Here is a 12,988-nt window from a genome sequence, read left to right as displayed (position 1 = left end):
CCTTCTTTTTTAATCCATCCATTTCACTAATTTCTTAGAAATTGATAATAAAACACAACCTAAAACGATCGCCACAGCGCCAATAACTGTGAATACTTCAGCATATCCAAGTGAAGTTGTGAAGCTTGCAAGCTGTCCGCCTAAAATATTAGCAATACCTGAGCTTGCTAACCATACTCCCATTAATAAAGAAGCAAGTTTTACTGGAGCGAGAGCACTAACCATTGATAGCCCGACAGGTGATAAGAATAGCTCACCTAACGTATGGAAAAGATACGTAAAGACGATAAATAGTAAGTTTGCTTTTTCTGTAATGTTATGTTCGTCACTGCCTGTTTTTAACGTAGCGATAACAAGAACAATATAACCGATACCGAGTAAGATCATACCAAGTCCCATTTTTGTTGGGATTTTCATGTCACCATTTTTTCTAGTTGCCAGTTTCGCCCATAATGCTGAAATAGCTGGTGCAAGTAAAATAATAAATAACGGATTGACCGATTGGAACCAAGATGTTGGAACTTCCCATCCGAACACAGAGCGGTCTACAAATTTGTTTGTATATAATGTTAACGAACTACCAGCTTGTTCAAATCCAGCCCAGAAGAAGACAACAAAGCATGTTAAAATGACGATAACTGTTGTACGTTGTTTTTCTTTTTTTGTTAACGGTGTATTTCCTATTGTTTGTTGTCCAGCAGCCGTTTGCAAATCGCGAGTTGGTTTTTTACCGATATCACCAAGGAAGCGATTTGATAGTGTTGTAAATAAAATTTGTCCAATGATCATTCCGATTGAAGCGGCTAAGAAACCGTAACGGAATCCGAAATGAACAACACCGTCCACTGTTGTTTTAAATAAATTTTCTGATAAAAATCCGCAAACGAGTGGAGCTAAAAATGAACCGACGTTAATACCCATGTAGAATATTGTAAATGCACTATCACGTTTTGGATCGTGCTCTTCGTATAATTCTCCAACAAGTGTAGAGATATTCGGTTTGAAGAATCCATTACCAATAATAATAAGCGCTAATCCGAGGTATAGACCGACTTGGTTTTGCAAGGCAAATAGTGTAAGGTTACCGATTGCCATTGTTATACCACCAATTGTGATGGCTTTTCGTTTGCCTAGAAAACGGTCCGTTAAGTATCCACCGATCAATGGTGTGAAATAACAAGCACCAGTATAAAATCCGTAAATAGAGAGTGCCCAAGCGGGACTAAACCCAAGACCACCACTTACTAAAGCTGTTGTTAAATATAATGTTAATAATCCTCGTAATCCATAGTAACTAAACCTTTCCCACATTTCTGTAAAGAAGAGTAGGTATAAACCTGGAGGATGTTTCTTTTTTCTTTGTTGTTCTCTTTCTAGTTGTATCGCTGATTCCATAATATTTTCCTCCTGACACAAGCAAAAAACAAAGTTAATAGTATTGTATGATTAATATTTTACCTTATTAACTATTATAAGTCAATAAAGGTTGATTTTTCAGAAGAAATTTGAAAAGGGAAATAGCTATAGAATGGGTGTTTCTTTTGTGATAGACTATGGACTATGTTTTCTTTGTAAGGAAGCGGATTACCGCATTTTTTATTTGTGGAATTGATTTCATGTAAGGTAAAATTGAAGAAGGAGAAAGAAATGAAATTGTTACAGAAAAAAGAAATTTTGCTTATTAGTCTTATGTTATTCTCTATGTTCTTTGGGGCCGGAAATCTTATATTTCCACCTTTCCTTGGATATGAAGCAGGAGAACATGTATGGATTGCATTGTTAGGTTTTATTATATCAGCAACAGGGCTTCCTATATTAGGTGTTATCGCTATTGCGAAAGCAGGGAGTTTTCAAACGTTAGCAGGCAGGGTTCATTCTTCATTTGCAATTATTTTTCCGTGTATTGTGTACTTATTTATTGGACCAGGTCTTGGTATACCACGTGCAGGAAGTTTAGCTTTTGAAATGGGGCCAGGCCAGTTGTTCCCAGAAACGGGTAGTGTAGTTTTGTTATTGTACACGGCTATTTTCTTTAGTATTGTTTACTGGTTAAGTTTATCACCGTCTAAATTAATGGGCTTGTTTGGAAAGGTGTTAACGCCTTTATTATTATGTATGATTGCTATTATATTTATAAAAAGTATGTTTACATCAGTAGGCAGTGTGAAAGAGCCTGCAGGAAATTATGGACAAGCTCCTATGTTCCAAGGATTTTTAGATGGATATTTAACGATGGATGCGTTAGCAGCTTTAATATTTGGGATTGTTATTGCAAATGCTCTGCGTGCAAAAGGTGTAGCGGATGATAAAGGTTTAGCGAAATATATGAGTATTGCTGGTATTGGAGCAGGACTATTACTAACTATTATTTATGTCATTCTTGGATATGTTGGTTCAATTAGTGGTTCATTGGGTACATTTGATAACGGTGCGAAAGTGTTAGCACAAGTTATGACTACATTATTTGGACAAGGTGGGTTAGTTTTATTAGGTCTTATTTTTACTGTCGCTTGTCTATGTGTTTCAATCGGACTTGTTACGTCTTGTAGTCAATTTTTCACAAGTGTATTTCCGAAAGTATCTTATAAAGTTTGGGCATTTATATTAAGTTTTGTTAGTATGGTTTTAGCTAATTTAGGATTAACGCAAATTTTAAAAGTATCGGTACCGATTCTTGGATTTATTTATCCAGTTGCACTAACGCTTATTATTTTAGGGTTATTCCATAAGTATATTGGAAAGTATGTATACGTATATTCGGTAACGATTGGACTCGTAGCGGTATTTAGTGCGATTGATATTTTAAACAAAAGTGTACTGATGAATAAATGGACACCACTACTAAAAATGCTTCCGTTTTATACAGAAGGTGTAGGTTGGATCGTTCCGGCATTTGTAGGTGCCTGCCTCGGTATGATTGCTAGTATTGCTATAAATAAGAAGAAATAAGTAAGAGGTGTTTTCCTATTTCGGAAAACACCTTTCTTTTTTGGAAAAATGGTATCGAACATGAATAGACTAATAGTATGATAAAGGTAATTGGTAATATATAGCTTTTACATGAGTGATGAGGGGGGAGCATATGAAGGAGGATTTAAACAAGAAAATAGAAGCACTCGAAACGGCAATTGAAACGATGCAAGAGACACTTTATGAATTGAAAGCGAAACAAAGAAAAATAGAAGTAGATAAAGTTCAGCAAAATGTTAATAAGGAAAAGAAAGAATATATTGAAGCGGTAAGTAATGAAAAGTTACAAGAAGATGTAGTTAAGACGAGGAAGTCCATGCAAGAGCCAGAGGTGAAACAAGTAGATATATCTGCATTTAAACCAGAACCATTTAATATTATAAAGTTTTGTCAAACGTGGTTACCACGCATATTTGTCGGTATTATGCTACTTGGCGTTATTTGGTTATTCAAAGCAGGGGTAGATGCCGGATTATTGACACCAGCGATACGAGTTTTGTTTGGTATAGTACTATCTGCCGGTTTGTATTACGTAGGAGATATACAAATTAAAAGAGAGCGGCAAGCGTTAGGGTTAGTATTAGCTGGAGGAAGTATTACGGGAATTGTTTTAACAACGTTTGCGGCACATTATTTATATGAGTTTATTCCTGCAAGTATTGCGTTTATCTGTAATATTGTATGGGTTATTTTAGGGATTTATTTAGCGAAAAGATATAGATCGGAATATCTCGCTATTTTCGTGGCGGTGGGAGCATTTTTTGTTCCTTTCTTGTTAAATAGTACGACTCCTAATACGTATATTTTCTTTAGTTATGAGACGATATTAACAATTAGCCTATTATGGTATGCATTGAGAAACCGTTATAAGTACTTGTATATGATTTCTTATGTTGTTGCGGCAATTGTCCTATTTGTCTTCTTTGTTGTTATGTCAATATTAGTAGAGAATGTGCAAGTACAGTTAACAGTTGTATACGGTGCAATTCATTTACTATTATTTTGGCATATGTTTTCGGAGAGAAGTTTTATACAAGAAGCACGATTGGCGATATTTAGTGCGAATGCAGTTTTCTTTATTTTAGCCATTTCTCAAATTCCTGAATTTACAACGTGGGGATTAGTTATAAGTGCATTTGTGCATGCTGTTATGTTTGTACTTGAATATAGGAAGAATAAACATTCTGTATTTTCAAATCTAATATTTGGCTTTGCAATGGGATCATTTAGTTTAGCGATTTTATACGAGTATAGTTTGGTGAATGCAGCGATCGTATTATTGTTACAAGGTTTCCTCGGTATGGTTACTGCTATTAAATTAAAGCAAAATATTAAGTTGTATGTAGGTGCAACGATTTATGCGATTGGAATGGTACAGACGATTTTTAGCCCGTTTGATGAGTTCATTTCAGCAGGGTTTGTCGCTCATATTATTTTAATAGGAACGTTCTATTATTGCATGAGACAAGCGAAAGAAGTGTTAGCGAGTTTTGGTAAATATGTGTACTCTATAGCGCTCTACTCGTTAATGGTTATTGTATTTATTACAATTACTAGGATCGGTGAAGTTCTTTCTACAGATGGAAGTATAATTAGCGTATCTGTATCATTATTATGGATGGTATATGCTTTATTTGCAGTTTGGTTTGGCCGTTATAGACAGATGAACGAAATATTATATGCGGGCTTAGTCGTATTAGTAGTAACAGTAGGGAAGTTATTCCTTCTCGACCTACCAGAGGTGTCGATGATGATTAGAGCGGTGTTATTCTTAATCGTAGGTAGTATAGGTATCGTTATTTCAAGAATGTTTTTCTCAAAAGAAGAGAAGTGAGAAGAAGGCAATCCCTTTACGGATTGCCTTTTCTTTTACTTTACTTTACTTCTTACCAATCGTTACAGCCTCATTATATTTAGCTGTTGTGTTTTGTCTTAGGCGAAGTGTTGCTTGTCCAGTTGTATTTGGGGCAAGTTGTACGTTCACAATTTTTTCAGCAGATCCTTGGTTATTTGTTATGAAAGAGAATGTACTGCTATATCCAAAAGCAGATGGCCAAGTGCCATTTGTATTTTGAACTTTTGCTACCTGTGTTCCGCCAGTTGTGAAAATACCTAAAGAATAATTATTGTACGTTGTATTTGGTAATAAGTTATTTACTTGAATCGTCATTTGGAACACTTCATTGTTTGGTAGAATGCTAGGGTGAGTAATTACGTAATCACTCGTTGTCACTGCACCGTTATAGCCGTATGAACCTGGTTTGAAAGTATTTGTATTGAACCACTGGTAACCTTGACTTGGTGCACTCCAAGGTTCTGGTTGTGGTTCTGTTGATAAACTTGGTTGTTCAAATGTTTGTAGAGCTGTAGGTGCATCAAGTTGTAAACCACTTACTTGATCTAAGCTTGTAAATGTTTCTTGCTTCGCTAGCCAATTCACGATGTTTTCTAATAGAACAGCATCGTTTTCTTCTTTATAACCATCGTAAGTTTTCTTTGTTTGGCCAGAATCTTCACGAACATATTTTGGCGTCGCATCTTCAACTGGAGAAGAGTCACCGATAAAGGCAGCTTTTCCAAGTCCTACTTTTGCGATAGCAGCATAAGGACCCTCTGCAACGCCACCACCGTTATAAACGCCGCTATCAACAGCGTTATTCCATTTTGATGGATTTTCTGGAAGATATACAAGGCCTTTCGCTAGTTTTGGATTTGTAATTGCAAGAGTAGAGCCGGCATGCATGGCTACAGATGATACACCTTCTGTAATTCCGAATGATTGTTCAGGTGAAACAATATTTTTAGCTGAAACATCACCAAGTGCGTTATAGCGGAAGCGAATACCGAAATTATTGGATAGCCAATCAGAGCTTTCGACTCCTTGCATAGCTTGTGAATTTGCTTCCTCGTTTGACATTCCTTTTGCTGGATTATCCCAAGCACCGCGTCTATATCCATTGAATACTTCGGAAGAGTCCCAACGGTTTTTATTACGATCTGCATTATAATGATCGGCAATGAAGAAGATACTGCCGCCATTTTTCACGTATTGTAACATTGCATCTTGTTCAGATTTTTTGTAAGGAATATTAGCTTCTGGAACGATAAACACATTGTAGTTTTTTAAATCTTCGTATGTAATAGGTGCTGATTTACGAAGTTCTTTTACATGATATCCGTTTTGGGCAATGCCATTTCCGAAATCAGAAAAGCCGCCATCAATAACCCAATCAGCCGTCCCGGCAGTTTGACCGTGCGTATTATCGAATAATACTTTTTTCCCATTGTTTTGATTTACAATTTTTGCAGCAATTTCAGGAGCTGGATCTACAGAGCTTTCGGCATAAGTAGATGGAACATAAGCGCTTCCTAAACTGATTGTAATTGCTGTTGCTAAAGAAAATTGAATCCATTTTTTATTCTTCATAGAAGAATCCCCCTAATAATAAATATATGTGCTTTAATAATGTAATTTATTTTTCTGTAAAAATAAAGATAGAAAATATTAAATAGTGTAAAGATAACGTTAATTCGATTGAGAAATATTTGTGTGAATAATGAAAAAATCTCTCCCTAGTAAATTAGGAAGAGACCATAGGTTTAACTAATTTTTGAATTAGGTGTTTCATCGATCTTATGAAACCCTTTCATGTAATACACGATAGCTAAGCCGATAAGCCAAATTGGGCCAATGATTAATGCAATTCGTGTATCTTCTGAATACGCCATAATACCTAGTACAAGTGCAAGGAAGCCAAGTGAGAAGTAAGAGCTTAATGGATGTAAAGGCATTTTATACGTTAGCTTGTCTTTTTTCTCAGTTGGCAATCCTTTACGGAATTTAATTTGAGCGACTAATATTATACCCCAAGTCCAAATTGCTCCGAAAGTTGAAATACTAGTTAGCCATGTAAACACTTTTGCAGGAACGAGATAGTTTAATATAACGCCAATAAGTAAAACGATCGCAGTTGCTACAATACCTTGACTTGGAATGCCATTTTTATTTAAACGACCGAATCTTTCAGGAGCTTTCTTTTGTTGTGCCAAAGTAAATAGCATACGCCCTGTACTAAACAAACCACCGTTACAAGATGAAAGAGCCGCTGTTAAAACGACAAAGTTAATAATACCTGCTGCCTTTGCAATACCGATTTGCTGGAACGTTAGTACGAAGGGGCTTCCTTTCTCACCAAATTCGTTCCAAGGATAAATTGCCATCATAACGAATAGAGCTCCAACGTAGAATAATAAAATTCTCCAAAATACGTTATCAATTGCTTTTGCAAGTGTCTTTTTTGGATTTTGAGCTTCACCAGCTGTAACCCCGATAAGTTCGACCCCTAAATAAGCGAATAATACCATTTGTAAGGAAAGCAATAATCCAGAGAAGCCATTTGGGAACCAACCTCCATGCTCCCAAAGATTTGAAATTCCAGTTGCAACGCCGCCATTTCCAAATCCGAATAGAATAATACCAAAGCCAATCACTATCATACAGATAATTGTGACAATTTTAATGAGAGCAAACCAAAACTCAAGTTCTCCAAATACTTTTACTGATAAGAAGTTGAAAGCGCTCATTAATAATAGAGCGAGTAGTGCCCAAGTCCAGCGCGGGATATCTGGGAACCAGTACTGCATGTAAATTCCAGCCGCCGTAATTTCAGCCATACAAGTAACAACCCATAAGAACCAGTAGTTCCAACCAGTAATATAGCCAGCAAGTGGGCCGATATAATCATTAGCATATTTACTAAAAGAGCCGGCAACCGGTTGTTCAATTGCCATTTCTCCGAGCGCTCGCATAATGAAAAAAATAACGAGTCCAGCGATCATATAACCTAGTAAGATGGAAGGACCAGCTAGTTTAATAGCAGAAGCAGATCCTAAAAATAGCCCAACGCCAATAGCCGAACCGAGTGACATTAAAGTAATATGTCGTTCTTTTAAACCTCGATTTAAAGTTCCAGATTTGTTTGTGTGCTGCATAAGAAGAATCCCCCTTGTAGAATGAGCTACCTAAATATTTAACTATTTCAAATTATAAAACATTTCTATCTGTTATGCTACAAAAATAATCAAAATGAACTGTACTACATCTGAACTTGTCAGACTTAAACTTAAAATTCTCACTATTAGAGAATATATTGACTCTTCTTTTTATTGATTGTTAAGATTAAGTATTATATTTTCTCACATACTAGTAAGAAAAGAATGTGTGATAATAATTCAGGTGTAGGAAGGGTACATAGCCATGTTTCAATTACAAAAATATAACACTTCTGTGAAGCAAGAGCTTTTAGCGGGCATCACAACTTTTTTTACATTTGCGTATATTCTTGTCATCAATCCGAAAATATTATCTGATGCAGGTGTACCATTTGATCAAGCGTTTACGGCAACTATTATTGCGACAGTTATTGGGACGCTATGTATGGCGTTTTTAGCTAACTATCCAATTGTTATTGCTCCAGCTATGGGGATGAATGCATATTTTGCTTATTCTGTCGTTCAACAGGCAGAGGGGATTACGTATGTCATTGCGTTTTCGGCAGTATTTGTAACAGGTATCATTTTTCTTTTATTATCTTTCACTTCATTTAGGCAAAAGCTAATTATCGCAATTCCTGACAGTTTAAAACATGCAATTGCAGGTGGAATTGGACTATTTATTGCTTTTATTGGATTACGTCTATCTGGAATTATCGTGGATCATCCATCTAACTTAGTTACGATTGGTGATTTTCATTCTCCAGCCGTTATTTTAACTTTAATTGGTTTAATTTTAGCGGCAGTATTAATGGTATTACGTGTGAGTGGTGCATTATTTATTAGTATGATTGTAACAGGAATTATCGCCTTCTTTACGGGGCAACTGAAGTTTGAGGATAAAATTGTAGCGATGCCTCATTTACCAGAAGGTATTATCGTTTCAAATCCAATCAATGCTTTTTCAGATGTAATTCAGTATGGATTATATGGTGTTGTATTTTCATTTTTACTTGTACTTTTATTTGATACGACAGGTGCATTACTCGGTTTAATTAAACAAGCTGGTTTAATTACAGATAATACAGAGAAACGTTTTGGCAAAGCGTTTATTGCAGATGCGATTGGCGGAACGACAGGTTCTATCTTCGGAACAAGCCCAACAGCAGCAACGATTGAATCGTCAGCTGGTATTGCTGCAGGTGGTAAAACTGGATTAACAGGTATTGTAGTTGTTGGTCTAACGATTATAACGGCATTTTTCAGCCCTGTTATCGCGTCTTTATCAAGTGTAGCTGCTATTACAGCTCCTTCATTAATTATTGTAGGTAGTTTAATGGCACAAAGCATTCGTGATATTAATTGGAATGAATTTGAAGATGCATTACCAGCATTTTTAATTTTCGTTGGTATTCCGTTAACGTCTAGTATTGCAAATGGAATTGCAATTGGATTTTTAGTGTATCCAGTATTAAAAATTGTGAAGGGGAAAGGGATGGAAGTACATCCGTTACTATATTTATTTACAATTTTATTTGGATGTCATTTATTCTTATAGTATAGAGATAGGAAAGGGGGCTTCTTATGAGGGGCTCCTTTTTTGTGTATAATAAAGTGAAAAAAACAAATCAATTACGTAAAATATAAATTACTTAATGGAATATATATGTTACTATAAAGGTAGAGGAGGAACATGAATGGCTGTAAGTAAAATAAAAGTCGCGCGTGTTCAGTTAGATTTAACACAGCAACAATTAGCAGAAAAAGTAGGCGTTACAAGGCAAACGATTAGTTTAATTGAGAAGGGGAAATACAACCCGTCTTTAGATTTATGTTTGAAAATTTGTTATGTGGTAGATAAAACATTGAATGATTTGTTTTGGGAGGAAAAGGAGTGATAGGGTGAAAATCATGAAAGATGAACGTTTAATGATCGAGGGGTTAAAACATGTTAGATTGGCTTTCATCTTACAAAATATCGTAATACTAAGTATTGTTTTTTACCGCTATGTCTTGCAAGGGGCAGGATATGAAAGTGTTTCGGATTTATTAATGGTATTTATGGGCGGGATAATAGTTATTAATTTTTTAAACTTAAAAAATTCGGTGGAAGTGTATGAACATACAGGGGGAGTATCCCGTAGTTATTTTATGAAACTATTATTCATTCCAGTAGGGATTGTTATTGGACTGTTAGCTATTTGTATCATTGTAACGCCGGATATTTCAATGAAGGAAATTAGTATAACAGGACTTATTATGTTTGCTTGTTTTTTAGTTCCTAGTTTGTTTATATACATATATATGAAAAAAATAAAAAGTGAAAATGAAATATAAGAAAAGCTTTCTGCAATATGCAGAAAGCTTTTCTTATATTTCTTTATACATTACTTTATGTAGTCCTATTGGATCAATCTCGAAGATTTCACCATGCTCATGGAAGCCTAATCGTTTGTAATAATCCGCTACGGTAATTCGGGCATTACACCATAGAATATTTGCTTCGCGTTCTTGGAGGACTTGTTCAGCTTTACGGGTTAAGGAGCTGCCAGCATGCTGGTTTCGGAAATTAGGTAATGTTGCCATTCCTCGTAGACGATAGTGGGTACCAGCTTGTAAATCAGGATGTATTTCTTTAGAGAAAGAGGCGATACTAACAAGTTCATCATATAAAAATGCACCTAAATGAAAGGCGTCTGTTTCGTAATCTGAATCGTATTTACAATCTTCTAATGATTGATTGGGACGCAAAACCTTTTGACGTAATAAGTATGTTTCAGATGCATCAATATGTTTCACTGTAATCATAATATCATCCTTTCTTATAAGCCTTTTTCTATAAGTTGTAAGAAGAAATATGCGGGTGCAACGAGAAGTCCTAGTATGCTAGCTGTTCCGAGAAGGAGTGAAATTAAGAGACAAAAGTACTTAATTCCATTCGATTTTTTCCATCCATAACTACAAATTTCAATGCTAATACCGATGAGAATAATGGCGACGAGTACTTCTGCTAATAATAAGAGAGCTAAAGTTGAAATAGACATAATGTGATTCATCCCCATAATATGTGATAGTAACATTTTACCATATGAAATTGAAAAAAATGCCCCTCATTTATGTGAGGGACATTTTCTATTCTAATATGTTTTTCATTGTATCAATATGTTCTTTTGAACCCGTTACAAGTAAAGTATCGCCATGCTGTAACTTCGTATCACCATGTGGTATTAATGCTTTATTACCACGGTAAATTTGAATGACAAGTACATCACCTAGAAACGGAAGGCGACGAAGTGCTAAGCCATTATATTTATTACTTCGTAGTTCAACCTCACGCACCGTTTCATTTGCTGTTGTAATCAAGCGAACGAGACTCGGTTTATCAATAAGTGCACGTAATAAAATACGTGTAGAGTTAATAGTCGAGAATACAGCGATATGTTCTTGAGTCGCTTTTTCTTGTAGAAGGGGATCTTCTACACTTGCGATGACGTGTTCAACACCTAATTCTTTTGCATGTTCTGCTAATAATAAGTTTTGTTCATCATCACTTGTCGCAACAACAACACGGTCTGCTTCGAAAGCTTGTTGCTCCATTAAAGATTGAATAGTAATCTCATCTAATTTTACAATAGGGAAGTCATGAGATTTCGCTTCCTCATCATTTATTTTATTTTGACGTATCATATATAGTGTCACGTCATAATCTTCACGTTTTAAATCAAGTGATAACGGAAGGGTAATTCTGCTTGCACCAATAATAGATACTTTCGGTTTTGGTGTTTCGACTTTTGGAAACATCTTTTTAAATAATATAGGTGCAAAAATACAAGTAATAACTGCACTTAAAATAAGAGATGCTGATAAACTTGGGCTAATGATGCCTAGCTTTTCACCGATTTGTGCAGCCGCGATAACTAAAGAAAGTGTTGATGTTAACAAAATAGCACTTCCGAGTACGATATTGCGTGGGTACCATTTTCGTAAGACGAGTGATGGCAACAGTTTTGAAATAAAGAGTCCCACAATTAGAATTGGGATCATTAGCATACTAGAAGGCTCGTTAAAAATAGACCATACTTCTAGATTTACACCAACCATTACGAAGAAAATAGGAATGAAGAAGCCATATCCGATGGAATCAAGTTTTTCAACCATATCTTCATTTGGTGATAATAAAGATACGAGTACACCTGCTAAAAAGGCTCCCAAAATATTTTCTGCCCCAACAGATTCAGATAATCCAACTAATATTAAGATGAGTGCAAAAACAGCTCGTGTATCAATTTGTACACTACCGGCTTTTAAGCTTTCTAGGTATGGAATATTTTTAAAACGTCTTGCGACAAAGTAAATTACAATACCAGCACCGAATAGAAGAAGTAGAAGCCACATGCTTTGGCCACTTTCGGAATTTAATCCGACGAATACAGCGAGTAAAATCATTGTAACTAAGTCTGCAATAACAGCGACTAATAAAATGATTTGCCCGATTGCGGTTTTTCCTAAGTTATTTTCTTTCAATGTTGGTACGACAACACCTAAAGAAATAGTTGAAATAATTAAAGTCATGAACATTGCATTGTCTACGAATCCTAGCCATACGAATATTAATGATAGGGCATAAGATAAAATGAAAATAAACAAGAAGATAATGCTTGCTGCTTGGAATGTGTTCGGTTCGTTTGTCGTATTCTTTTTCCCTTTTTGTTTAAAGATCGAAAAGTCAATTTCTAAACCACTTAAAAACATTAGGAAGATAAATCCTAGTGTTGATAAGACTTGAAGCCACATGTCTGGCTCAATGATGTTAAATCCACTTTTACCTACAAAGATTCCTGCGATGATTTCTGCAACAACGACAGGAAGTGCGTTTAATTTAAAGCGCTGTAACAAAAGGGGAACGAAAAACGCGATTGCGACGACAACCATAAGTGATAGAACAGAAGAATGATGTTCCATTGCGTTCTCTCCCTTCAAATAAATATAGTAACTATTTAGCCATATAATAGGAAGAAAAGCAACG

Annotated in this window: 11 protein-coding genes; 5 read left to right on the top strand and 6 right to left on the bottom strand. The window is 35.6% G+C overall.

Annotated elements, in window-relative coordinates; all coding sequences use genetic code 11:
* Window positions 1-9 precede the first annotated feature (9 nt).
* Window positions 10-1,395, bottom strand: a complete 1,386-nt coding sequence (locus MR155_RS18555; protein WP_242310817.1) for a peptide MFS transporter — start codon at window positions 1,393-1,395, stop codon at window positions 10-12.
* Between the two features lie 252 nt (window positions 1,396-1,647).
* On the opposite strand from MR155_RS18555, the gene brnQ1 reads away from it, so the two are divergent.
* Window positions 1,648-2,949, top strand: a complete 1,302-nt coding sequence (gene brnQ1 / locus MR155_RS18550; protein WP_242310816.1) for a branched-chain amino acid transport system II carrier protein BrnQ1 — start codon at window positions 1,648-1,650, stop codon at window positions 2,947-2,949.
* A 133-nt stretch (window positions 2,950-3,082) separates the two neighbouring features.
* Entirely contained in the window at window positions 3,083-4,804 is a 1,722-nt protein-coding gene (locus MR155_RS18545) for a DUF2339 domain-containing protein (protein WP_242310815.1), read from the top strand.
* Window positions 4,805-4,849: 45 nt separating this feature from the next.
* On the opposite strand, the gene MR155_RS18540 is transcribed toward MR155_RS18545, so the two are convergent.
* Window positions 4,850-6,397: a DNA-binding protein gene (locus tag MR155_RS18540; RefSeq protein ID WP_242310814.1), complete on the bottom strand. Its 1,548-nt coding sequence runs from the start codon at window positions 6,395-6,397 to the stop codon at window positions 4,850-4,852.
* Between the two features lie 173 nt (window positions 6,398-6,570).
* Entirely contained in the window at window positions 6,571-7,962 is a 1,392-nt protein-coding gene (locus MR155_RS18535) for an amino acid permease (protein WP_219300046.1), read from the bottom strand.
* A 265-nt stretch (window positions 7,963-8,227) separates the two neighbouring features.
* Between MR155_RS18535 and MR155_RS18530 the strand changes: the two genes are divergently transcribed.
* The 3 genes from MR155_RS18530 (at window position 8,228) to MR155_RS18520 (ending at window position 10,299) form a co-directional block, all read left to right on the top strand.
* Window positions 8,228-9,520 (top strand): NCS2 family permease, encoded by a 1,293-nt coding sequence (locus MR155_RS18530; RefSeq protein WP_002029772.1) that lies wholly within the window; start codon window positions 8,228-8,230, stop codon window positions 9,518-9,520.
* A 139-nt stretch (window positions 9,521-9,659) separates the two neighbouring features.
* Window positions 9,660-9,860, top strand: coding sequence for a helix-turn-helix transcriptional regulator (locus MR155_RS18525; protein WP_002204406.1), 201 nt, complete (start codon window positions 9,660-9,662; stop codon window positions 9,858-9,860).
* A 4-nt stretch (window positions 9,861-9,864) separates the two neighbouring features.
* Window positions 9,865-10,299, top strand: a complete 435-nt coding sequence (locus MR155_RS18520; protein WP_242310813.1) for a hypothetical protein — start codon at window positions 9,865-9,867, stop codon at window positions 10,297-10,299.
* Between the two features lie 33 nt (window positions 10,300-10,332).
* Here the strand turns inward: MR155_RS18520 and MR155_RS18515 are convergent, their stop codons facing one another.
* The 3 genes from MR155_RS18515 to MR155_RS18505 are packed head-to-tail and all read right to left on the bottom strand — an operon-like array spanning window position 10,333 to window position 12,924.
* Complete coding sequence (locus MR155_RS18515) at window positions 10,333-10,770, bottom strand: GNAT family N-acetyltransferase (protein ID WP_219300043.1); 438 nt, start codon at window positions 10,768-10,770, stop codon at window positions 10,333-10,335.
* 14 nt (window positions 10,771-10,784) lie between these two features.
* Complete coding sequence (locus MR155_RS18510) at window positions 10,785-11,042, bottom strand: DUF4022 family protein (RefSeq protein ID WP_002010596.1); 258 nt, start codon at window positions 11,040-11,042, stop codon at window positions 10,785-10,787.
* Between the two features lie 52 nt (window positions 11,043-11,094).
* Window positions 11,095-12,924 carry a monovalent cation:proton antiporter family protein gene (locus MR155_RS18505; RefSeq protein ID WP_088031275.1) on the bottom strand — a complete coding sequence of 610 codons (1,830 nt, stop codon included), beginning with the start codon at window positions 12,922-12,924 and terminating at the stop codon, window positions 11,095-11,097.
* Window positions 12,925-12,988 lie beyond the last annotated feature (64 nt).

Origin of the sequence: Bacillus cereus group sp. BfR-BA-01331, assembly GCF_022663915.1 — a bacterium.
GTDB classification, from domain to species: domain Bacteria; phylum Bacillota; class Bacilli; order Bacillales; family Bacillaceae_G; genus Bacillus_A; species Bacillus_A mycoides.
This window is presented reverse-complemented; position numbering and strand designations above follow the sequence as displayed.